At 70.1% G+C, this 22,750-nt stretch carries 16 protein-coding genes and 1 pseudogene; 5 read left to right on the top strand and 12 right to left on the bottom strand.

Annotated features, from left to right (window positions below; translation table 11 throughout):
• Positions 1 to 9: 9 nt before the first annotated feature.
• Positions 10 to 1,770: a flagellar basal-body MS-ring/collar protein FliF gene (fliF, locus tag ACSQ4M_RS00130; RefSeq protein ID WP_436187661.1), complete on the bottom strand. Its 1,761-nt coding sequence runs from the start codon at positions 1,768 to 1,770 to the stop codon at positions 10 to 12.
• A gap of 175 nt (positions 1,771 to 1,945) precedes the next feature.
• On the opposite strand from fliF, the gene fliE reads away from it, so the two are divergent.
• On the top strand, positions 1,946 to 2,269 hold the full coding sequence (fliE, locus tag ACSQ4M_RS00135) for a flagellar hook-basal body complex protein FliE (RefSeq protein WP_056667493.1): 324 nt from the start codon (positions 1,946 to 1,948) through the stop codon (positions 2,267 to 2,269).
• A gap of 84 nt (positions 2,270 to 2,353) precedes the next feature.
• On the opposite strand, the gene ACSQ4M_RS00140 is transcribed toward fliE, so the two are convergent.
• The 4 genes from ACSQ4M_RS00140 to ACSQ4M_RS00155 all read right to left on the bottom strand — a co-directional run bounded on the left by ACSQ4M_RS00140 (position 2,354) and on the right by ACSQ4M_RS00155 (position 5,952).
• Entirely contained in the window at positions 2,354 to 2,653 is a 300-nt protein-coding gene (locus tag ACSQ4M_RS00140) for a flagellar protein FliT (RefSeq protein ID WP_436187662.1), read from the bottom strand.
• Positions 2,654 to 2,664: 11 nt separating this feature from the next.
• Entirely contained in the window at positions 2,665 to 3,093 is a 429-nt protein-coding gene (gene fliS / locus ACSQ4M_RS00145) for a flagellar export chaperone FliS (protein WP_436187663.1), read from the bottom strand.
• A gap of 74 nt (positions 3,094 to 3,167) precedes the next feature.
• Positions 3,168 to 4,613, bottom strand: coding sequence for a flagellar filament capping protein FliD (gene fliD / locus ACSQ4M_RS00150; RefSeq protein ID WP_436187664.1), 1,446 nt, complete (start codon positions 4,611 to 4,613; stop codon positions 3,168 to 3,170).
• A 115-nt stretch (positions 4,614 to 4,728) separates the two neighbouring features.
• Positions 4,729 to 5,952, bottom strand: a complete 1,224-nt coding sequence (locus tag ACSQ4M_RS00155) for a flagellin (RefSeq protein WP_436193944.1) — start codon at positions 5,950 to 5,952, stop codon at positions 4,729 to 4,731.
• A 355-nt stretch (positions 5,953 to 6,307) separates the two neighbouring features.
• On the opposite strand from ACSQ4M_RS00155, the gene ACSQ4M_RS00160 reads away from it, so the two are divergent.
• The 4 genes and pseudogenes from ACSQ4M_RS00160 to ACSQ4M_RS00175 all read left to right on the top strand — a co-directional run bounded on the left by ACSQ4M_RS00160 (position 6,308) and on the right by ACSQ4M_RS00175 (position 9,656).
• Positions 6,308 to 7,534, top strand: coding sequence for a flagellin (locus ACSQ4M_RS00160; RefSeq protein ID WP_436193945.1), 1,227 nt, complete (start codon positions 6,308 to 6,310; stop codon positions 7,532 to 7,534).
• 87 nt (positions 7,535 to 7,621) lie between these two features.
• Positions 7,622 to 8,734 (top strand): annotated as a pseudogene (locus tag ACSQ4M_RS00165) (saccharopine dehydrogenase NADP-binding domain-containing protein).
• Positions 8,731 to 9,270: a DUF4166 domain-containing protein gene (locus ACSQ4M_RS00170; RefSeq protein WP_436187665.1), complete on the top strand. Its 540-nt coding sequence runs from the start codon at positions 8,731 to 8,733 to the stop codon at positions 9,268 to 9,270. The pseudogene ACSQ4M_RS00165 and the gene ACSQ4M_RS00170 overlap by 4 nt, the downstream one beginning before the upstream one ends.
• Positions 9,267 to 9,656 carry a thiol-disulfide oxidoreductase DCC family protein gene (locus ACSQ4M_RS00175; RefSeq protein WP_436187666.1) on the top strand — a complete coding sequence of 130 codons (390 nt, stop codon included), beginning with the start codon at positions 9,267 to 9,269 and terminating at the stop codon, positions 9,654 to 9,656. Before ACSQ4M_RS00170 ends, ACSQ4M_RS00175 begins: the two co-directional genes overlap by 4 nt.
• Positions 9,657 to 9,658: 2 nt before the next feature.
• Here ACSQ4M_RS00175 and ACSQ4M_RS00180 read toward each other — a convergent pair whose 3' ends face one another.
• The 7 genes from ACSQ4M_RS00180 to ACSQ4M_RS00210 are packed head-to-tail and all read right to left on the bottom strand — an operon-like array spanning position 9,659 to position 22,497.
• Positions 9,659 to 10,441: a cephalosporin hydroxylase family protein gene (locus tag ACSQ4M_RS00180; RefSeq protein WP_436187667.1), complete on the bottom strand. Its 783-nt coding sequence runs from the start codon at positions 10,439 to 10,441 to the stop codon at positions 9,659 to 9,661.
• On the bottom strand, positions 10,438 to 11,340 hold the full coding sequence (locus tag ACSQ4M_RS00185) for an NAD-dependent epimerase/dehydratase family protein (protein WP_436187668.1): 903 nt from the start codon (positions 11,338 to 11,340) through the stop codon (positions 10,438 to 10,440). Before ACSQ4M_RS00185 ends, ACSQ4M_RS00180 begins: the two co-directional genes overlap by 4 nt.
• Positions 11,337 to 12,566 (bottom strand): methyltransferase domain-containing protein, encoded by a 1,230-nt coding sequence (locus ACSQ4M_RS00190; RefSeq protein WP_436187669.1) that lies wholly within the window; start codon positions 12,564 to 12,566, stop codon positions 11,337 to 11,339. Before ACSQ4M_RS00190 ends, ACSQ4M_RS00185 begins: the two co-directional genes overlap by 4 nt.
• Entirely contained in the window at positions 12,563 to 13,123 is a 561-nt protein-coding gene (locus tag ACSQ4M_RS00195) for a dTDP-4-dehydrorhamnose 3,5-epimerase family protein (RefSeq protein ID WP_436187670.1), read from the bottom strand. Before ACSQ4M_RS00195 ends, ACSQ4M_RS00190 begins: the two co-directional genes overlap by 4 nt.
• Positions 13,110 to 14,183 (bottom strand): CDP-glucose 4,6-dehydratase, encoded by a 1,074-nt coding sequence (rfbG, locus tag ACSQ4M_RS00200; protein WP_436187671.1) that lies wholly within the window; start codon positions 14,181 to 14,183, stop codon positions 13,110 to 13,112. The genes ACSQ4M_RS00195 and rfbG overlap by 14 nt, the downstream gene beginning before the upstream one ends.
• Positions 14,168 to 14,938 carry a glucose-1-phosphate cytidylyltransferase gene (gene rfbF / locus ACSQ4M_RS00205; protein ID WP_436187672.1) on the bottom strand — a complete coding sequence of 257 codons (771 nt, stop codon included), beginning with the start codon at positions 14,936 to 14,938 and terminating at the stop codon, positions 14,168 to 14,170. The genes rfbG and rfbF overlap by 16 nt, the downstream gene beginning before the upstream one ends.
• A complete protein-coding gene (locus ACSQ4M_RS00210) occupies positions 14,935 to 22,497 on the bottom strand; it encodes an O-linked N-acetylglucosamine transferase family protein (protein ID WP_436187673.1) in 7,563 nt (2,520 codons plus the stop codon). Before ACSQ4M_RS00210 ends, rfbF begins: the two co-directional genes overlap by 4 nt.
• Positions 22,498 to 22,750: the final 253 nt, after the last annotated feature.

Consider the following 22,750-nt stretch of genomic DNA (forward strand, 5'->3'; position numbering starts at 1 on the left):
TTGCTCCGGTCAGGAAGAAGCGGATTCGCCGTTGATCCAGTCCTTCACGATGTTGGCCACCGCGATGGGATTTTCCAGCGCCAGCTTGCGCGCCGCTTCCAGGCGCAGCTGATGGTCGGTCGGCTGCAGGTCGACCGCATCGCCCAGGGCTGGGCCACCCAGCGCCGGGCGCTCGGCGTCGTCGGCCACCAGCGCGTCGAGCTGCCCACCGCCATCCGGGCCACCCGGCGTGCCACTGCCGTCGGCCAATGCCGGCTCGGGCTTGGGCGGCTGCATGGCCTTGAAGCCCGGGCGCACCAGTCCGAACAGCACGACCAGCGCCAGCAGCAGCATGCCGATGGGCCAGGCGAAGCTGCGCAGGTTCTCCACCGTGGCCACCTGCTGCCAGAGCGGCCGCGTGTCGCCCGGCTCCACCGTCTGCACGAAGGCGGCGTTCATGATGTTGACCGAATCGCCACGGTCCTGGCTGAAACCAATGGTTTCACGCACCAGTGCCGTCATCTGGCTGATCTGGTCGGCCGTCAGCGCCCGCGTGGTCGGGTTGCCCTTCTCGTCGGTGGCGGCCTGGTGGTTGACCACCACGGCGGCCGACAGGCGCTTGATGCTGCCCGAGCCGCCGCGCACCACGCGCACGGTCTTGTCGACCTCGTAGTTGGTGATGGACTCGCGCTTGCTGTTGCTGGGGCCACCCTGCGCGCCGCCCGAGGCCTGCAGCGGCTGGGCCTGGCCGTTGATGGGCGCGTTGGCCGGCTGCGGCGGCTGGTTGGACACCGCGCCCGGCACGCCCGAAGGCTGGCCGGGCTGCGGGCCGGTGGTGGTCTCCACCACCTGCTGGCTGCGCACGGCGCTGGCATCGGCCGCCAGGTTCGGGCGGTGCTGCTCGCTGGTCTGCTCGGTCTGCGAGAAATCGACCTCGGCAGTGACCTGGGCCTTCACGTTGTTGCGGCCGACCACGGGCTCCAGGATGTCCATGATGCGGCGCGTGTACTGCTGCTCGATCAGGGAGACGTACTGCAGCTGCTGCGCGTCCACGCCACTGCCCGACTCGGGCGCGCCCGACAGCAGCTTGCCGGTGTCGTCCAGCACGCTGACGGCCGAGGGGTTCATCTCGGGCACGCTGGAGGCCACCAGGTGCACGATGCCGGCCAGCTGCGCGCGGTCCAGCGTGCGGCCGGCGCGCAGCGTCACCAGCACCGAGGCCGAGGGCTTTTGCTGCTCGCGGAAGAAGCCGTTCTGGTTCGGCAGCGCCAGGTGCACGCGGGCACTCTCCACCGAGGCGATGGACTGGATCGAGCGCGTGAGCTCGCCCTCCAGCCCGCGCTGGTAGCCCAGCCGCTCCTGGAACTGGGTCATGCCGAAGCGGTTGTTCTCCATGAGCTCGAAGCCGGCCACCGAGCCCTTGGGCAGGCCCAGCGAGGCCAGGCGCAGCCGCACGTCGTGCACGCGGTCGGCCGGCACCATGATGGAGCCGCCGCCCTCGGAGTACTTGTAGGGCACATTCATCTGCGTGAGCTGGGCCACGATGGCGCCGCCGTCCTTGTCCGTCAGGCCGTTGTACAGCGTGCGGTACTCGGTGCGGTTGCCCATCATGAAGCCGGCCACGATCACCAGCAGCAGCAGGCCGATGCCCAGCCCCAGCCGGATGCGCTGGGCGCGGTCCAGCCGCGCCAGCCGTTCGGCCAGCGGCGATTTGGCGAGCGCGCCCGCGGCAGCGGGTTCCGCGGGTGCGGGGACCAGAGGACCGGCAGGAACTTCGGCAACGGCGGACATCGTCTTGGGGCACGCCGCGGGGGCGGACGTGCGCAATGGGGGTGATGCGGCGGATTATTCTGAGATCCGGCCGGATTCTTCGCCGGATAAGCGCGCCGATTGACCGGCATTTCGGACCATGGCGGCGCCCGGCGGCCACTAGCATGGACGCCATCGCCCCTGCCAGGACTGCGCCATGGATCTTCGCCTCACCCCCTCGATCGGCTCCGCCGTCGCCCGCCCCGCGCCGGTGACCAGCCCGGCCGCCCGCGGCGTCGCGGCCGAGCCCAAGGAGCAGGCCGGCTTCTCCACCGCGCTCAAGAGCGCCCTGGTGTCGGTGAGTGGCGCCCAGGGCGAATCGGGTCGGCTCTCGCGCGAAGTGCAGCTGGAGAACCCCCAGGTCAGCCTGGAAGAGACCATGGTGGCGATCCAGAAAGCGCAGATCGGCTTCCAGGCCACCTTGCACGTGCGCAACCGCATGGTGCAGGCCTACACCGACATCATGAACATGCAGGTCTGAGTTTTCTTCCCGCCCAACGACAAGAGCCGCCCATCGGGCGGCTCTTTGCTTTGGCGGTGGCGCCAGGCCACCGGCCGGTCCAGCTCAGTGCAGCAGCTGCGGCCGGCTTTCCATCATGTACTCGAACTGGGTGAGCCAGGGCTCGGTGAGGCAGCGGATCTCGGCGTCGTTGCGCAGGATGCGTTGCATGATGCGCGCCTTCTCCTTGCGGTGCTCGGCCGTGAGCTGCTCGGTCTGCGACTGGTGGCGCAGCTGCTCGATCAGCACCGCGCAGGCGCCCTCGTGGCGCACCACCTCGTCCCAGTTCTCCTGCTGGGCGGCCCGCAGCATCTTGACGCTGCTGTCCTCGATGGCCTTGTAGTAGTCGATCAGCATGTGCGACATGGTGCTGCTGCTCAGGAACTGGCCGCCTGGCCGGCGGGGGTGGCAATGCTTTTCCAGGCGCCGTAGACCGGCACGATCAGGTCAATCACTTCTTGGATCATCGGCGCGTCGTTGTGGATGTTGGCTCTTGTCAAGCGGCTGATGCTGTAGTTGTAGACACCGCGCAGGTTGGTCGCCAGCTCGCCGCCCGCTGCATCGTTGAGGGCCGCCTTCAGGCCCTCGTCGATGATGCGCACGGCCTTGCCGATTTCCTTGCCCTTGGTCTCGATGTCGCCACGCATTGTGGCCGCGTGGGCCTGGCGCAATGCGGCAAGCAAGGCCTCATAAAGCAGGCAAATCAGCTGATGGGGGCTGGCGCCTTCCACGCTGGTCTGGGTGCCGACACGCTTGTAGGCGGCTGCGGAGCGGGAACTGACCGAGGTGAACATCGAAGAGCCCATGAAACTGTCGTTGATGTTGTGGTTATCGGCAGGCCGGGCCCGGACTCAAGCGCTGTGTGCGTGAAAAACCGGCGTCAGTCGTTCTTCTTGTTCCACTGCGAGACCTGCTGGTCCATGTAGTTGGCCAGGGCTTGCAGCGTACCCATCTTCACGTCCAGCGCGGTGTAGGTCTTGCGCAGGCGGGTTTCGGCCAGCGTGGCGCGGTCGTTGACCTTGTCCTGCTGTTCCAGGTTGCGATCGGACTCGCGGTCCAGCGCATCGGTCTTGTTGTTGAGAAGCCCGTCAAAGGACAGCAGCTGCCCGGTGTAGCTCTTCATGCGGGCGGCCAGGCCCGTGCTCGTGCCGTCATCGTTGCGCTGGATGAACAGCTTCTTGACATTGTCCAGGTCGTCCAGCGACTTGCTCAGCTTGGCGCCGTCAATCTTCAGGTTGGTATCGCCCACAGCGCCGTTGCTGCCGAGGTTGATGCCAATGGAAGACAGCGTGCTGAACACGCCTCCCGACGTGCTCGCCGTCAGCACCGAACGCAGGCTGTTGCGCAAGCTCACGGCAGTGGAGTCGCCCTGCAGGTCGCCCGCCGTCTTCGTTTCCTTGTCGTACTTGGTCGCATCGCCGAGCAAGGTGTTGATGGCGTTGTACGCATCGACGAATTCCTGGATGTTCTTGGTCATCGCCTCCTTGTCGACGGTGCTGGTGATCAGCGCATCGGAACCGACGGCCGTGACCTCGTTCAGCGAGATCGTCAGGCCCGGCACGGCATTGACCAGCTGGTTCTTGGCCGACGTCACGGTGACGCCGTTGATCGTCGCCACAGCATCCTGCGCGGCCTGGTAGGTGTTGGCCGCCATGCCCACGGTGGGCTGGGCCAGATCGAACGCCAGGCGCGACAGGCCTGCGTTGTCGCCGTTGTTGCCATCGTCGTCGGTGGCGGTGATGCGGAAGCCCGACACAGCGCCGGTCTCCTTGGAGCGCAGCATGAGCCGGTCACCCGAGGCATCGGACAGCACCGTGGCAACGACCCCGGCGCCGGAGTCGTTGATCTTGGCAGCCACCTGGGCCAGCGTGTCGGTCGCACCCACGGTGACATTGACGGCCGCCGCGGTGCCGGCCGTGAACACACCGGCATTCCAGCTGCCCAATTGCAGCGTCAGCTGGCCCGAGCCGATGGTGCCGCCCGCGGAGATGGCGGTGGACACGGTGGTCTGCGACTGCGCCAGCTTCTGCACGCCCACTGAGAAGCTGGTGGCGGCGGCGATGCCGGAGACGCTGACCGACACGGCCGATTCCTTGGACGACTTGACGGCCAGCGTGTTCCAGCCACTGTCCAGGGCCAGCTTGGAGGCCGCGTCCTGCAAGGTGGAGACCAGGGACTTGATCTCGGCATAGGAAGACACCTTGGTCTGGATCTTCTCGGCCTTGGCCTGCAATCCTTCCAACGGCTTCTTCTCCAGCGCCACCAGCTTGCTGATGATGTCCTCGACCTCGAGGCCGCTGCCGATACCGACCGATGTGATTGCCATGCCAATCTCCTAGCGCCGAAGCGCGCAAACGCAAAACGGCGGACAGGGTAGCACCCATGCCCGCCATCCGAAACGCCGAAAAGCGCCCCGATCCGGGGCGCTCGCCGGTGGCTGCTTACTGCAGCAGGGCCAGCACACCCTGGGGCAGCTGGTTGGCCTGGGCCACCATGGCGGTACCGGCCTGTTGCAGGATCTGGGTACGCGACAGGTTGGCGGTTTCCTTCGCGAAGTCGGCGTCCACGATGCGGCCGCGGGAGGCCGAGAGGTTCTCCACCTGGATCTCGATGGAGCCGACCGAGTTCTCGAAGCGGCTTTGCAGGGCACCCAGGTCCGCACGGGCGTTGTTGACCTGGTCGATGGCGCTGTCGATCTTCTTCAGCGCGACCCAGGCGTTGGCCTGCGTGTCGATGCTCAGCGTGTCGATGCCCAGCGAATCCGTGGTCGTGCTGGTAGCACTCAGGGAAGTACCTGCAGCGCCGACAGCAGCGGCGGCGTAGCCGAAATTGGTGGCGGTGAAGCCGGTGAGCGTGACTGTCGTCGCATTGCCATCCGTGGTCGTCTTCGACGACATCAAGTCAATCGTGTAAAGGCCGTCGCCGCCGCGCGTCAGGAAAGCGGTGACGCCAGTGTCGGCGGTTTTACGGTTGATGGCCTCCACCATCTGGCCCAGCCGATCAGAGCCCGACTTCGCTTCGGCGATCGCACCCAAGTCCCAGGTCGTGGTTCCGTCGTTGATCTGCAGTGCCGCTGTGTTGGTGATGGCAGACGTATCGGTGATGCTGGACGCAACGATGCCCGTGGTCTGGTCGTAGGCATAGACCACGTCGGCCAAGCCGGTGGCTCGGCTGTCGGTGAGCGAGCCGACCGAAATGTTGTCGCCCGAATTGGCACCGACCTGGAACACCGCACCCGAGAAGCTGCCATCCAGAATCTTGGTGCCGTTGAAGCTGGTCTGCTTGGCCACACGGTCGATTTCGTCGACCAGTTGGGACACTTCAGCCTGCAGCGCCTTGCGGTCGTCCGCGCTGTTGGTCGCGTTGGACGACTGCACCGCCAGTTCACGCATGCGCTGCAGCATGTCGCCGACCTTGCCCAGCGCGCCTTCCGCCGTCTGCGACAGCGAGATGCCGTCGTTGGCATTGCGCGCCGCGACGGTGTTGCCGCGGATCTGGGTGTTCATCCGCTCCGAGATCGCCAAGCCAGCAGCATCGTCCTTGGCGCTGTTGACACGCAGGCCCGAGGACAGGCGCTGCATGGACATCGCCAGCGAGCTCTGCGAAGAACTCAGGTTGCGCTGTGCGTTCAGCGAAATGGTGTTGGTATTGATGGTCTGTGCCATGAAAGACTCCAAAAAAAGCGGCAAAACGCCGATCACAACGCCAGCACCGCGCTGGCCGCCCTGACCGGTGGCGGCGAGAAAGTCTTTGATCTGAAAGACTTTTTCTCTGCCACTTTGCCGGCCAACAAGTCCTTTCGGACCCATTGCTCAGGTTTTCGGACCGCTCGTAGAAAACTTGAGGGCCTGTTACGCCCTGAGGGCAGAAATAGCGCAACTTTCGAACGCTTTTCAAGCGTATGCGCGGGCCCCAGATCTCCAGAATTCCCAGCACGCCCAGGAACGTGGGCGCCGACGGGTCGCCACCTTGGCGATCCGCACCGGTCCCACCACCTCGGACAAGCAGGAGTACCCGTCAATGGCCTCGACGATCAACACCAATTCCATCTCGCTCAACGCCCAGCGCAATCTCAGCGCCTCACAGGGGTCGCTGGCGACTTCCATGCAACGCCTTTCGTCCGGCCTGCGTGTGAACAGTGCCAAGGACGACGCCGCTGGCCTGGCGATCGCCGAGCGCATGAACACGCAGGTGCGCGGCCAGACCGTGGCGGCACGCAATTCCAACGACGGCATCTCGCTGGGCCAGACAGCGGAAGGCGCGCTGGGCAAGGTCGGCGACATGCTGCAGCGCATGCGCGAACTGGCAGTGCAAGCCTCCAATGCCACCAACAGCCCGGCCGACCGCGCCGCGCTGCAGGCCGAGGTGGCCCAGTTGCGCGACGAAGTGGACCGCGTGGCCAAGCAGACCAGCTTCAACGGCACCAAAATCCTGGACGGCAGCTTCTCGGGCGCCGTGTTCCAGGTCGGCTCCAACTCGGGCGACAACATCACGGTCGGAGCGCTGGTCGACACCCGTGCAACGCAGCTCTCCGACATCGCCTACGCCTACGACCACAGCACCGGCATCCTGGGCACCAACGTCAGTGACATCGCGGCCATCACCGACCCCTCGGCCCTGACCATCAACGACGGCAGCACGACCTGGGGCCTGGGCGCCGTGGCCGCAGCCAGTTCAGGCACCGAGCGGCTGGGCCAGATGGTGGAAGCCATCAACCGCAAGACGGCCGACACCGGCGTCACGGCCTACCTGACGCGCAACACCAATGGCGACTTCACCATCGACATCCTGTCGGCCAAGACGGACACCGACGGCAACGCCGTCACGCTGACCCTGACGGGTTTCAACAACAACAACTTCGGCTACACCCCGACCACGGTCGGCGCGGCCGGCACGGTGGTGAACGCCACGGACACCACCACGGACGCCATCGGCATCGACACACTGTCGGTGGCCACGCAGGCCGGCGCCTGGGTGGCCCTCAAGAAGATCGACAGCGCCATCGACCAGGTCAACAACGCGCGCGCCGACCTCGGTGCACTGCAAAGCCGCTTCGAAAATTCGGTGGCCAACATCGAGATCCAGATCGAGAACCTGGCCGCCGCGCGCGGACGCATCGTGGACGCCGACTTCGCGGCCGAAACCGCCAACCTCTCGCGCACGCAGATCCTGCAGCAGGCCGGCACCGCCATGGTGGCCCAGGCCAACCAGCTGCCGCAGCAGGTGCTGCAGCTGCTGCAGCAGTAAGCCAGGCGCCGCACGGCAGCCCACAAGGCCCTGCGGGGCCTTGTTGCATGGGGGCGCCGCCGGGGCTGCAACAATGCGGCCGGCGGCATGCAACCCTATCGCGTCCTGGTCATTGGAGGTTATGGCTTCTTCGGCCGGCGCCTCGTGGAACGGCTGGCCCGGCAAAGCGGCCTGGCCGTCACCGTTGCCGGCCGTTCCGCGCAGCGCGGCCGGGTTCTGGCGGACGCCCTGCAGCCGCGTTCCCGGGCCCGCCCGGCGGCGGCGGCACTCGACATCGATGCGCCAGGCCTGGCCGACGCGCTGCGCCGGCTGGCGCCCGATGCCGTCGTCCACACCGGCGGGCCCTTCCAGGGCCAGGACTACCGCGTCGCGCGGGCCTGCATCGCCATCGGCGTGCACTACATCGACCTCGCCGATGGACGCGACTTCGTGGCGGGAATCACCGCGCTGGACGCGGCCGCGCGCCATGCCGGACTTGCCGTCCTGAGCGGCGCCAGCTCCGTGCCGGCGCTGTCCGGCGCCGCGGCCGACGAGTTGGCCCATGGCCTGGCCACGCTGCAGTAGATCGACATCGGCATCAGCCCCGGCAACCGTACCGAGCGCGACCTGTCCACCGTGCGCGCCATCCTGGGCTACTGCGGCCAGCGGCTGCCGGGCGGCGCGGCGCCCCGCTTCGGCTGGGTCGGCAGTTGGGAGCACGCCTATCCGGCACCGGTGGGCCGCCGGTTCCTGTCCCCCTGCGACGTGCCGGACCTGGTGCTGCGGCCCCCGCGCTTCGCGGGATAACCGGGCGTGCGCTTCGGCGCCGGCCTGGAACTGCGGTGGCTGCACCGCGGCATGAACGCACTGGCATGGGCGGTGCGCAGAGGCTGGATCGCCGACCTGGCCGTGCACGCCGGCCTGCTCAAGCACCTGGCTGACGGGTTCCGCCACCAGGGATCGGATGCGGGCGCCATGCACGTCAGCGTCACCGGCGTGCCCAAGGACGGCGGCCCGCCCACACGGCACTGGCAACTGCTGGCCACCGCGGGGGACGGCCCCTACGTGCCAACGCTGGCGGCCGCCGCACTGGTCCGCCAACTGCAGGGCGGGCTCCTGCCGTTCGTGGGCGCCGCGCCTTGCGTGGGGGTGCTGACGCTCGACGCCTTCGCGCAGGAATGCGCCGGCCTGCAGATCCGGATGGAGCAGCTTGCGCCATGAACGGCGACGCGGTGTTCGAACAGGTGATGGGCGCGCAGTTCGGCAGGCTGCCGTCGGCCGTGCAGCGCTTCCACCGCCTGCGCGGCCGGCATGTGCTGCAGGGCCAGGTCCGGACCGGCGCACCGGCTTCGGCGCCGGCGCGCTGGCTGGGCCGCCTACTCGGCACGCCGCTGCACGCCGACGACGGCCCCATCCGCTTCGAACTCGATGCCGCAGCAGCACAGGAAACCTGGATCCGGCACTTTCCCGGGCGCACGATGCGTTCCACACTCCGGCCGGCCGGGGAAGTGCTGGTGGAGCGGCTCGGTCCGGCCCGCCTCGGCTTTCGCCTGGCAGCCCTGGATGGCATGCTGGCCATGCAGCTCACGCACATGCGCTTCTTCGGCCTGCCTTGCCCGCGCTGGCTGCTGCCGCGCGTGACCGCGCAGGAACACGGCGACGGCGACACCCTGCATTTCAGGATTTGCGCCGCACTGCCCTGGCTGGGCGTCGTCGCCGAGTACCAAGGCCATCTCAGTCTGGAGAGACTCCCATGATCGTCGTGTTCGACGCCGAGTGCCTGCTGTGCAACCGCCAGGTGCAGTTCCTGCTGCGCCACGACCGGCAGGCGCTGTGCCGCTTCGCCGCCATCCAGGGCGTGACCTGGCAGCGGCTGCTGGCGCAGCACGGACTGCAGGTCGACCGGTGGCAGACCCTGCTGGTGGTCGACGGACCGCGCGCCTGGCAGCACACGGCCGCCATCCTGCAGGTGCTGCATGCGCTGGGCTGGCCCTGGCGGCTGGCCTGGGCCGCCTGGCTGGTGCCGGCGCCGCTGCGCGATGCGGCCTACCGCTGGATGACACGCAACCGGCTGCGCTTCCTCGGCCGCGCACCCAGCTGCCTGGTGCCGACACCGGAGATCGCGGCGCGCTTCCTTGATTGAGTTCAGCCGCCGCTGCGCCGCAGGAAGCCCTCCGGCGCCACCGTCACCATGAGCTGGCGTTCCATGTCGCGGTCGACCTGGAACTCCGGGTGCGCGGGCAGCCACTGGCGCACCGCCGTCTTCGGGTTGTCGCCCACGTCCCAGGGGCGGTCCGGGAAGAACTTGGCCGGCATGTCGTCCACGAAGGTGTCGAACACCACGCAGTAGCTGCCGGGCGTGACCAGGCCGGCATAGGCCTCGAGTTCGGCCAGCACGTGGGCATGGGTGTGCATGGAGTCCAGGAACACCATGACGTTGCCATAGCCCTGCGCGGCCGCGCGCACCTGCTCCACGGTCTCCTCGGCGACCGAGGAACCCTGGAACATCTTGATGCGGCTGGCCATGGGGTGGGCCTCGATGGCGGCGCGGTTGTGGGCGCGGATGTCGATGTCCACGCCGATCACCTTGCGCGCCGAGCGGCGCGGGTCCATCGTGGTGCCGGCCTCGATCGCGTCGCTCATGTCCAGCAGGGCCAACAGCGAGGCCGACAGGATCAGCGAGCCGCCGTGCGCGATGCCGGTCTCGATGATGAGGTCGGGCCGCACGCGCCAGACCAGCTCCTGGATGCCCACCATGTCCTGCGGGTACTGGATGATGGGCCGGCCCATCCAGTCGTGGTTGTAGACATACTTCTTGGCCATGGACTGCTGCAGCCACTGGCGCGACAGGGCCTGAAATTCGGCGTCCTGGCCGTAGGCGGCCAGGCGCTCGCGGCGCTCAAGGGCGAATTGCTGTTCGGGGGTCATGTGGGCTCCTTGGAAAGTTGAGTCTGGACCAGCGCGGCCAGGCCTTGTTCGAGGGTCAGGGTCGGGCGCCAGCCGGTGGCGCGCAGGCGCGTGGTGTCGCCCACCAGCAGCGGCGGGTCGCCCGGACGGGCCGAGGCCAGCGCCAGCACGGGCGCCGGATCAGCGCCGCACAGCCGCGCGAGTTCGCGCACCACGTGGTCCATGGCCACGGGCTGGCCCGAGCAGATATTGAAGCGGCCGTTGGCGCCCTGCGCGAGCAGGTGCACGAAGGCCGCGGCCGCATCGGCCACGGGCAGCATGCCGCGGAAGGCGCCGGTGTTCACGCCGAAGGGCGCGGCGCGGCCGCGGAACACCCCGACCAGCGAGGGCAGCACGCGTCGCGGCGCTTCGCCCGGGCCGAAGGGCCAGAACACATGGCACCAGGCCAGCGTCATGCCCTGGGCCGGGCCCGGCATCTGCACCAGGGCCTGGGCCAGCCGGCGCGTGGCGTCCTTGGCGGCGCCGTACAGACCCTGGGGCGCCAGCGGCGTGCCGTCTTCGCGCAGGTAGCCGCAGGCCCAGTCGTATTCGGCGCAGGTGCCGGCCAGCGCCGCATGGCGGCCACCGGCCTCGGCAAAGGCCTGCAGCAGGCGCAGCGTGGCGTCGAGCCAGCGCAGGTTCAGCGGCGAATTCCAGTACAGGCCGTGCTCGGCGTACCAGGCCAGGTGCAGCAGGTGGGTGGCGCCCAGGCCCTGCAGCACGGGGCGCAGATCCGGCGTCTCCAGCAGGTCGCAGGCGACCGATTCCACGCCCGGCACCGGACCGCGTCCCAGCACCGCGGTGGCGATGCCGCGCGCGCGCAGGCTGGCCAGCACATGGCGGCCCAGGTAGCCGCTGGCGCCGGTCAGCAACACCTTCATGCGAGCAGCTCCAGCCGCGGCACGGCGATCGCGAAGCGGCCGCCCCAGTCGCGCACATAGGCGAGCTGCTGCACCACCTCGTTGCGCAGGTTCCAGGGCAGGATCAGCACCACGTCGGGCCGGTCTTCGCGCAGCCGCGCCTCGTCGACGATGGGGATACGGCTGCCCGGCAGGCACTTGCCCTGCTTGGCCGGGTTGCGGTCGACCACGTAGGCGACCTGGTGCGCGCGCACGCCCGCGAAGTTGAACAAGGTGTTGCCCTTGGCGGCCGCGCCGTAGGCGGCCACGCGCTTGCCGGCCGCCTGCTGCGCCGCCAGAAAGGCCTGCAGTTCGCCCGCGATGCGCGCCGGCTCCCGGCCGAAACGCGTGTAGAAGTCCGGGCCCAGCAGGCCGGCCGCGGCCTCTTCGTCGAGCAGCCGCGTGACGGCCGCGCTGCGTGGCTGGCCGCCGGTGTCGGCGCGCTGCGCGAACACGCGCAGGCTGCCGCCGTGGGTGGGCAGTTGCTCCACATCGAACACCGCCAGGCCGTTGGCCGCGAAGATGCGCTGCACGGTCGAGAGCGACAGGTAGGAGTAGTGCTCGTGGTAGGCCGTGTCGAACTGGCATTCCTGCACCATGCGCAAGAGGTGCGGGAACTCGAAGGTGGCCACGCCCTGAGGTTTCAGCAGCAGCGCGAAACCGGCCACGAAATCGTTGATGTCGGGCACGTGGGCCAGCACGTTGTTGGCGGCCGTGAGGTCGGCCTGGCGGCCGGCCGCGGCCAGCTCGCGCGCCAGCGCCACGCCGAAGAAGCGCTCGTCGATCTCCAGCCCCTTGGCGCGCGCGGCGGCCGCCGTGCTGGCCGTGGGCTCGATGCCATAGCACGGGATGCCGGCCTGCTGCACGTACTGCAGCAGGTAGCCGTCGTTGGCGGCGACTTCGGTCACGCAGCTCGTGGCGCCAAGGCCGAAGCGTTCGCGCATGGCCTGCACATAGGTCTGGGCATGGGCCAGCCAGGAGGAGGAGAAAGAGCTGAAGTAGGCGTAGTCCTCGGTGAACAGCGCCTCGCGGCCGGCATGGTCCTCGGTCTGCACGAGCCAGCAGGATTCGCAGACCAGCACGCGCAGCGGGAACCAGGTCTCGGGCGCATTGAGTGCGGCGGCGTCCAGGTAGGCGTTGCTGGGCGGGGCGCTGCCCAGGTCCAGGAAGGGAAGGCGCACCTCGGCGGCGCAGTGGCGGCATTTCACGGCGTCAATCCTTGAAAGTCATCGTCAAGTACAGCTTGTGCCCTGTCGCGCAGCGACAGCCCGCGCACGGGCAGCGGCCAGGCGATGGCCAGGCGTGGGTCCTCGGCATGCAGCCCGCCCTCGGCCTGCGGCGCATAGGGGGCCGAGTGCAGGTAGAGCATGGCCACCTCGCGGCCCAGCGCCTGGAAGCCGTGCGCGAAACCCGCCGGGATCAGCAGGGCACGGCCGTTGGCGGCCGACAGCCGCTCGGCGTGCCAGCGGCCGAAGGTGGGCGAGCCCGCGCGCAGGTCCACGGCCACGTCCCAGACCTCGCCGGCCAGGCAGCTCACGAGCTTGGCCTCGGCGTGCGGGGCGCGCTGGAAGTGCAGGCCGCGCACGGTGCCGCGCTCGGCCGTGAAGGTGTGGTTGATCTGGGCGATGGGGCCGGGCCAGCCGGCCGCGGCCAGTTCCTCGGCGCAGTAGATGCGCGCCAGGTAGCCGCGCGCGTCGCCGAGCAGGCGCCGGTCGATCCGGCACAGGCCGGCCAACGGGGTGGCGTGGATCTCAAACCGGCGCACGGGTGTACTCCGCGATGTCGGCCAGGCACAGCGCGCGCGCGTCGGCACCCTCGGCCTGGGCCCGGTACCAGGCCATGCAGCGCTGCACCGCGGTGGCCAGCGGCCAGCGCGGACGCACGTCCAGGGCCTGGCGTGCACGGCTCGCGTCCAGCGCGAGCAGGCCGGCCTCGTGCGGGCCTTCGCTGCCGTCGCCGTAGACCACCTCGCCGCGGCCGTAGGCGCTGCGCGCGAGTTCGACCACGGCGCGCACGGTGGCGGCCTCCTCGGCGGCCGGGCCGAAGTTGTAGGCGCCGGCCAGGGCCGGCGTGTCCCACAGGCGCTCGGCCAGCCGCAGGTAGGCGGCCAGCGGCTCCAGCACATGCTGCCAGGGGCGCACGGCTTGCGGCCGGCGGATCTGCAGCGGCTGGCCGGCCGCAAAGGCGCGCACGGCGTCGGGCAGCAGCCGGTCCTCGGCCCAGTCGCCGCCGCCGATCACGTTGCCGGCACGCGCGCTGGCCACGGCCACGCCCTGCGCGGCCAGGAAGGCGTCGCGCCAGCTGGCCACGGCCAGCTCGGCCGCGGCCTTGCTCGCGCTGTAGGGGTCGTGGCCGCCCAGCGCATCGTCCTCGCGGTAGGGCCAGGCCCATTCGCGGTTGCGGTAGACCTTGTCGGTGGTCACGGCCACGGCCACGCGCACGCTGCCCTGGCCACGCAGCGCGTCCAGCACATGGGCCGTTCCCATGGTGTTGGCGGCCCAGGTCTCCAGCGGCGTGCGGTAGCCGGGCCGCACCAGGGCCTGGGCCGCCAGGTGCAGCACGACCTCGGGCCGCGCGGCCTGCACCACGGTGCGCACGGCGGCCGCATCGCGGATGTCGACGACGCGGTGCGCGATGCCATCCTGCACGCGCGCCAGGCCGAACAGGTGCGGCGCCGTCGCGGGGGCCAGCGCCAGGCCCCAGACTTCGGCGCCCAGCTGCTGCAGCCACAGCGCCAGCCAGCTGCCCTTGAAGCCGGTGTGGCCGGTCAGCAGCACGCGCCGGCCGGCCCAGAACGCAGGGCTGGGGTTCACCAGGTCTTCCATGGCGCCTTGCCGCTGAGCCAGAGCTCTTCGAGCAGGTTCTTCTCGCGCAACGTGTCCATGGGCTGCCAGAAACCCTGGTGCTCGTAGGCACGCAGCTCGCCGTCCGTGGCCAGGCCTGCGAGCGGCTCGCTCTCCCAGGCCGTGGCGTCGCCCGGGATGCGCGCGATGACCTTCGGCGAGAGCACGAAGAAGCCGCCGTTGATGAGGCCGCCGTCCCCGCGCGGCTTCTCGGTGAAGCCCTGCACGCTGTCGCCCTGCATGCTCAGCGCGCCGTAGCGGCCGGGCGGCTGCACGGCCGTGACCGTGGCCAGCTTGCCGTGGGCCCCGTGGAAGGCGATGGTGGCGGCGATGTCCACGTCGGCCACGCCGTCGCCATAGGTGAAGCAGAAGGCCTCCTCGCCGCGCACGTAGTCGGCCACGCGGCGCAGGCGCCCGCCGGTCATGGTGTCCTCGCCGGTGTCCACCAGGGTCACGCGCCAGGGCTCGGCATGCTTGTGGTGCACCTCCATGCGGTTGCTGCCCATGTCGAAGGTCACGTCGGACATGTGCAGGAAGTAGTTCGCGAAGTACTCCTTGATCACGTAGCCCTTGTAGCCGCAGCAGATCACAAACTCGTTCACGCCGTGCGCCGAGTACATCTTCAGGATGTGCCACAGGATGGGCTTGCCGCCGATCTCGACCATGGGTTTGGGCTTGAGGTGGGTCTCCTCGGAGATGCGGGTGCCAAGGCCTCCGGCCAGGATGACGGCTTTCATGCTTGGTTCTCCTGTTCCCAGCGCAGGAACATCTGGCGGCAGGCGTCCTCGACGCTGCGCGCGAAGGCCGGCTCGTCCATGAGGGAGCTGCGCTGCATCTGCTCGCGCAGGCCGGCGCGCAGCGCGGTCAGGCGCGGCAGGTCGGCGGCCAGCGCAGCGGCGCGGTCGATGTATTCCGCCTCGGTGGTGGCGATCCACTCGGGCCGGCCCAGGCCGGCCAGGATGGAGCTGCCCAGGCAGCCCACGCTGGGCCGGCTAGCCAGTGTGACGAAGGGCAGTCCCATGTAAAGCGTCTCGAACAGCGTGGTGCCCGAGTTGTGCGGGAAGCAGTCCAGTCCGATGTCGGTGTCGCGCAGCACGTCCCAGGCCGGGCTGCTGTAGCCGATCAGCAGGCGCTCGCGCGCGATGCCATGGGCGGCGAAGCGCGCGGCCAGTTCGTCCTGGGTTTCGGCGTCGCGGTAGCTGCGGCTGTCGATGGACAGGCGTGCGTTCGGCACGCGCTGCAGCAGCGCGGACCACACGCGCACGACATGGTCGTTCACGCGGATCGCGCGCGTCAGCGTGCCGAAGGTCACGTAACCCTTGCGCAACGCGGGCAGCGGGCCGGGTTCGCCCATCTGCGCCGCGCCGGCCGGCCGGTAGGCCCAGCCCACGGGCAGGCGCCAGGGCTGCTCGGAGAACACGTCCTCGCAGCCCGGCGGCAGGCTGGCCGCGTCGCCCAGGAAGTAGTCGATGGCCGACAGCCCCGTGGTCGTGCCATAGCCCATCCACGACAGCGAGACCGGCGCCGGCTTGCGCGCGAACACACCGAGCCGGTTGCCGCCGGTGTGGCCGGCCAAGTCGATGAGCACGTCGATGCCGTCGGCACGGATGCGCTCGGCCAGGGCCGCATCACTGATGCCACGAGTGGGCACCCAGCGGTCGAACATGGCCTTGTAGCGCGCGGTCGCAGCGTCCTCGCGCTGCAGCTCGGCGTAGGCATGGAGTTCCACGGCCTGGCGGTCGTGGTGCGCGAGCAGCGGCACCAGGAAGTTGGCGACCGAATGGTTGCGCAGGTCCGGCGAGACGTAGCCGATCTTGAGCCGGCGCTGGCCCAGCGGCGCATTCGCGTGCGAGCGCCACTGGCTGCGCAGCGGCGCGAAGAAGCGCTCGTCGTGCACGCGGTACTCCGCGAAGATCTCCGCGCCGGTCTTATCCGGGTGGTAGTTCAGCACGAACAGCAGGTTGCCGTGGGCGCCGCGGTCGTCCGGCTGCAGGGCCAGGCCGCGCCGCATGCTGGCCTCGGCCTCGGCCAGCCGGCCCTGGTTCTGCAACGCGATGCCTAGGTTGCCGTGCGCGCGCGCTAGGCCGGGCTCCAGCGCGATGGCGCGGTGGAAGGCCTGCTTGGCCTCGACCAGGCGCAAGGCGGCGTTGTAGCAGTCGCCCAGCGTGTTCCAGGCCGAGGCCGAATCCGGCACCAGCGCCAGCGCGCGCTTGCAGCAGTCCTCGGCCTCGTCGAAGCGCGAGAGGTCGCGGTAGACGGCGGCCAGCGCCTCCAGCAGCGCCGGGTCCTCGGGATCGAACTCCAGCGCCTTGCGCAGGCAGTCCAGGGCCTCGCCGTTGCGCTGCTGCTGGCGCAGCACGGTGGCCAGCTGGCGGTAGCCGGCCGAGAAGTCGGGCCGCTCGCGCAGCACCTGGCGCCAGTGCGCCTCGGACTCGAGCGAGCGGCCCTGCTCCTGCAGCATCTGGTCCAGGTGCAAACGCGCGCTGTGCAGGCCGGCGTCGCGCGCCAGCGCCGCCTGGAAGGCGGCCTCGGCCGCGGCCTGCTGGCCCAGCTGGCGCAGGCACACGCCCAGGTTGTAGTGCGCCGTGGCCGAGTCCGGCAACAATGCCGCAGCTTCGCGGAAGCACGCAGCCGCCTGCGCCCAGTCGCCCTGGTGCTGCAGCAGCACGCCCAGGTTGCTGTGGGCTTCGGCGAACTCCGGCACCCAGGCCAGCGCGCGTCGGTAGCAGGCCTCGGCCGCCGCCGGGTCGCCGGCATCGCGCAGGCGGTTGCCGTGGTGGTAGCTGTCCTGGGCACGCTGCACCAGCGCGTGCAGCGGATGGGCATGGCCCGTGCACCAACTGGCGAACATCTGGCCATAGGCCTGCTCGACCGCGCGGGCGAAGGCCGGCGCGTCCATCAGGCGGCTGGCCTGCATTTCGCCGCGCAGGCCGGCGCGCAGCGCGGCCAGGGCCGGCAGGTCGGAGGCCAGCGCGACCACCTTGTCGATGTAGGCCTCTTCGCTGTCGGCGATCCATTGCGGCCGGCCCAAGCCCTGCAGGATGGAGCTGCCCAGCCGGCCCACGCTGGGCCGCCCGGCCAGCGTCACATAGGGCACGCCCATGTACAGGCTCTCGAACAGCGTGGTGCCCGAGTTGTGCGGGAAGCAGTCCAGCCCGATGTCGATGCCACGCAGCAGGTCCCAGGGCGGGCTGTGGTAGCCGATGCGCAGGCGATCGCGCGCCACGCCCATGGCCGCGAAGCGCGCGGCCAGCGCGTCCTGGGCCTGGGCGTCGGCAAAGCTGCCGCTGTCCACCACCAGCACGGCCTGCGGCAGCCGGCGCAGGATTTCGGCCCAGACGCGCAAGGTGTGATGGTTGATGCGCACGCTGCGCGTCAGCGTGCCCAGCGTGAGGTGGCCGCTGGCCAGGGCCGGCAGCGGGCCGGGTTCGCCCATGCCATCGGCGGGCGCGAAGCACCAGCCCACGGGCAGGCGCCAGGGCGCTTCGGCAAACAGCGCCTCGGCGCCCGCAGGCGCGCTGGCGGTGTCGGTGAAGAAGTGGTCGATCGACGACAGGCCCGTGGTGCAGCCGTAGCCCAGCCAGGACACCGCCACCGGCGCTGGCTTGCGTGCGAACACGCCGAGCCGGTTGCCCACGGTATGGCCGGCCAGGTCCACCAGGATGTCGACGGCGTCGGCGCGCACGCGCTCGGCCACGGCCGCGTCCGACAGGCCGCGCGTGGGCACCCAGTGGTCGACCAGGCTTTTGTAACGCTGGGTTGCGGCGTCCTCGCGCGCGAGTTCGGCGTAGGCGAACAGCTCCACGGCCTGGCGGTCGTGCGCCGCCAGCAGCGGCACCAGGAAGCGCTCGCAGGCATGGTGGCGGAAGTCCGGCGAGACGTAGCCGATGCGCAACCGGCGCCCCGGCGTGCGCGCATTGGCATGGGCCGCCCAGGTACCGCGCAGCGGCAGGCCGAAGCGGCGGTCGTATTCGCGGTAGTGGGCGAAGATCTGCTGCGCGCTGAGGTCCGGGTGGTAGTTGAGCGTGAACAGCAGGTTGCCGTAGATGTCCTCGTGGCCGGGCTGCAGCGCCAATGCCTGCTGGAACTGCGCCAGCGCCTCGTCGAGCCGCCCCTGCTTCTGCAGCGCCAGCGCGAGGTTGTTGTGCGCCTCCGGGTAGGCTGGCTTGAGCGCGAGCGCGCGGCGCAGCACGGCCTCGGCCTCGGCAAGCCGGCCCTGGTCCTGCAGCAGCATGCCGTAGTTGCACTGGGCCTCGGGGTCGCCGGGCAGCAGCTCGGCCGCGCGGCGCTTGGCCACCAGCGCCTCCTGCGCGCGGCCCAGCGGCTGCAGCATGGCGCCCAGGGCCTTGAAGGCAAAGCCATTGCGCGGGAAACGCTCGGCCAGCGCCTGCGCCAGCGCCGCGCCCTCTTCGAAGCGGCGCGCTTGGAACAGCTGGGTGATGGTCAGCATCTCCTCGTGCATAGGCTGGGTGCGCACCGGCGCCGCGGGGGCGGCAGCCGCCGGACGTGCGTTGGCCCAGCGCGCAAACATCTGGCGGTACGCCTGCTCCACGCCCCGCACGAAGCGCGGCTCGTCCATGAGCACGCTGTGCTGCATCTCGGTGCGCAGGCCGGCACGCAACGCGGCCAGGGCCGGCAGGTCGCTGGCCAGCGCGACCACCTTGTCAATGTAGGCCGCCTCGCTGTCGGCGATCCACTCCGGCCGGCCCAGGCCCTGCAGGATGGCGCTGCCGATGCGGCCCACGCTGGGACGCCCGGCCAGCGTCACGAAGGGCAGGCCCATGTACAGGCTCTCGAACAGCGTGGTGCCCGAGTTGTGCGGGAAGCAGTCCAGCCCGATGTCGATGCCGCGCAGCACGTCCCAGGGCGGGCTGTGGAAGCCCAGGTCGAGCCGCTCGCGCGCGATGCCCAGGGCTTCGAAGCGCGCCAGCAACCGTTCACAGGTGCCGGCATCGGCGAAGTTGCGGCTGTCCAGCACCAGGCGCGCCTGCGGCAGGCGCAGCAGCAGCGCGGCCCAGCAGCGCAGCACGCGCTCGTTGAGGCGGATGCTGCGCGTGAGGCTGCCCAGGGTAATGTGGCCTTTGCGCAGCGCCGGCAGGGGGCCGCCCTCGCCCATGCCGGGCGCCGGCCGGTACACGGCGTAGGCGCTGTCGGGCAGGCGCCAGGGCGCCTCGGCGAACAGGGGCTCGCTGCCCACGGGGGCGCTGGCCGCGTCGGTCAGGAAATGGTCGATCGCCGACAGGCCGGTCGTGCTGCCATAGCCCATCCAGGTCAGCGCCACGGGCGCGGGCTTGCGCGCGAACGCGCCGAGCCGGTTGCCGCGCGTGTGGCCGGCCAGGTCGACGAGGATGTCGATGCCGTCCTGGCGGATGCGCTCGGCCAGTTGCGCGTCCGAGAGGCCCAGCGTGGCGACCCAGTGGTCGGCGTGGCCGCGGTAGCGCTGGGTGACAGCATCCTCCTCGCGCAGTTCGGCATAGGCGTAGACCTCGAAGGCTTGCCTGTCATGCCCGGCCAGCAGGGGCTCCAGGAAGAACATGCAGGCATGCTGGCGGAAGTCCGGCGAGACATAGCCGAGCTTGAGCCGGCGCGACAGGCGGCGTGCGTTGCGGTGCGGCTGCCAGTGCGCCTGCTCGGGCAGGCCGAAGGCCTCGTCGAAGTCGCGGTAGACGGCCCGGATCTGCTCGGCCGTGCAGTCCGGGTGGTAGTTCAGCAGGAACAGCAGGTTGTCGTACAGGTGCCGTGTGCGCATGCCCAGCGCCAGCGCGCGCCGGTAGCAGGCCACGGCCTGCGCGACCTCGCCCTCGTGCTGCAACGCATTGCCCAGGTTGTGGTGTGCCAGCGCGTAGTCCGGCCGTTGCGCCAATACTGCGCGGTAGCTGGCGATGGCCTCGCCCGAGCGGCCCAGCTCCTGCAACAGCGTGCCCAGGTCGTTGAGCGCCTCGGCATGGTCCGGCTGCAGGGCCAGTGCCTGGCGCAGCAGTTGCCCGGCCTCGGGTCGGCGGCCCGCCCCGCGCTGGCTGCGGGCCTGCTGGTAAAGCAGCTCGGCCTGCAGCGCCTGCACCTCGGGTACGGCCGCGAGCGCCGCGGCGGCCGGCACGGAATCGGGTTGGGGCCGAGCCTGGGCCCAGCGCGCGAACATCTGGCGGTAGGCCGCCTCGACGCCGCGCACGAAGCCGGCCTCGTCCATGAGCGGGCTGCCCTGCATCCGCGCGCGCAGGCCGGCGCGCAACGCGGCCAGGGCCGGCAGGTCGCTGGCCAGCGCGACCACCTTGTCGATGTAGGCCGCCTCGCTGTCGGCGATCCACTCCGGCCGGCCCAGGCCCTGCAGGATGGCGCTGCCGATACGGCCCACGCTGGGCCGCCCGGCCAGCGTCACGAAGGGCACGCCCATGTACAGGCTCTCGAACAGCGTGGTGCCCGAGTTGTGCGGGAAGCAGTCCAGCCCGATGTCGATGCCGCGCAGCACGTCCCAGGGCGGGCTGTGGAAACCGATCTGCAGCCGCGCGCGCGCCACGCCGAGTGCTTCGAAGCGTTGCACCAGGGCCTCGGCCAGGGCCGGATCCTGGTAGGAGCTGCTGTCGATCACGAGCTGCGCCGTGGGCAGGCGCTGCAGCAGCGCGGCCCAGACACGCACGGTGTAGCGGTTCACGCGCACGCCGCGCGTCAGCGTGCCCAGCGTGACATGGCCGCGCGCGAGCGCCGGCAGCGGGCCCGGCAGACCCATGTTGCTGGCAGGCCGGTAGGCCGTGTAGGGCAGGCCGGGCAGGCGCCAGGGCGTCTCGGAGAACAGCGGCTCGCTGCCCTCGGGCACGCTGGCCGCGTCGGTCAGGTAGTAGTCGATGGCCTCAAGGCCCGTGGTGTACCCGAAGCCCATCCACGACAGCGAGACCGGCGCCGGTTTCAGGGCGAACATGCCGAGCCGGTTGCCGCGCGTGTGGCCGGCCAGGTCCACGAGGATGTCGATGCCGTCGGCCCGGATGCGTTCGGCCAACTGGGCGTCGGACAGACCTTGGGTCGGCACCCAGTGCGCGACGAAGCTGCGGTAGCGCAGCGTGGCCGCGTCCTCGGCATCGCGCATCTCGGCGTAGGCGAAAACCTCGAAGGCGGCGCTGTCGTGCCCCTGCAGCAGCGGCTCCATGAAGAAGGTGCAGGCGTGGTGCCGGAAGTCGGGCGAGACATAGCCCACGCGCAGGCGGCGGTCGGTACGCCCGTCGTTGGCGTGGGGTTGCCAGTGCGCCCGCTGCGGCGCGCCGAACATGCGCTCGAAGTCCGCGTAGGCGGCGCGGATCTCCGCGGCCGTCTTGTCCGGGTGGTAGTTCAGCACGAACAGCAGGTTATCGAACGCGGCGCGGTAATCGGGCCGCGCAGCGACCGCACGCGACAGCGCGTCGGCCGCTTCGTCGATGTGGCCCTGGGCGGTGTGGATGCCCGAAAGGTTGTTCCAGGCCTCGGCGAAGTCCGGGCGCAAGGCCACGGCGCGCTCGAAGCAGGCATGGGCGGCGGCCACCTGGCCCTGGGCATTGAGGGCCAGGCCCAGGTTGTTGTGGGCTTCGGCGCTGCCGGGGTCGCGTACCACCACCTGCTGCAGCACCTGGGCGGCGGCCGCGCTGTCGCCGAGTTCGAAGTGCGCACGGCCCAGGTTGCGCAGTGCCTCCACGTCGTCGGGCAGCAGTTCAGCGGCACGCTGCTTGGCGGCGAGCGCCTCCTGCTTGCGGCCCAGCGGCTGCAGCATGGTGCCCAACGCCTTCCAGAGGAAGCCGTCGTCCGGGTAGTCGGCCAGCAGCGCGAGCGCACGCTGCTCGCCCTGCACGTAATCGCCGGCCTTGAACAGATCGACGAGCGCATGCCGGTCGGCGTCGGTCAGGGCGCGATGCGGCACGGCGCGCGCCAGCGCGACAGGCGCCAGCGCGGCGGGTGCCGGCACCAGCGGCAGGCGCTCGGCCAGCGCCTGCACCATGGAGGGGACCAGGCCATGCGCCTGCGCCATGGGCAGAACCTGGCGCGCCAGCTCGAACTGCCCGGCCCGGATCAGCGCGTCCACGTAGCTGAACCAAAACTGCCCGCGGCCGGGGTCGACATTCAACGCCGCCTCGAAATGCGCCAGCGCCTGCTGCGGCCGGCCCAGGCCGATGGCGTACAGCACGCCCAGGTTGTGTTGTGCCTCGGCATGCGCGGGCACACGCTCCAGCACCGCGCGGTAGAGCCGCTCGGCCTCGGCGTGATCGAAGCCACGGTGCTTTTCGATCGCCTGGCCCAGCAGATCGGAAATCGCGGCAACGTCCGGGGCGTCGGTCATGGAGAAGGGCGGCTGAGTTTCAAGATTCCATGAGAATAGCGACGGATCCAGTCATCCAACTCTGGAAATACGCGCAGATCAGGGCCCATTTGCCCCTGAACCGGCGCGCCCCCGCGGCACCCCCACCCGATGTACGTCACCTTTGCGCCGCTTATTGGCGCTTCAGAACCTTCGTATCCCCAGGTTCATCCGATACATTCCCAAGCAAATAGCTTGGGCTTCGGCCCTGTACCGGGCCACCGAAGGCCCCCCG

This window comes from Pseudorhodoferax sp. LjRoot39 (assembly GCF_964253035.1).
In the GTDB taxonomy this organism is placed as follows: Bacteria; Pseudomonadota; Gammaproteobacteria; order Burkholderiales; family Burkholderiaceae_C; genus Pseudorhodoferax.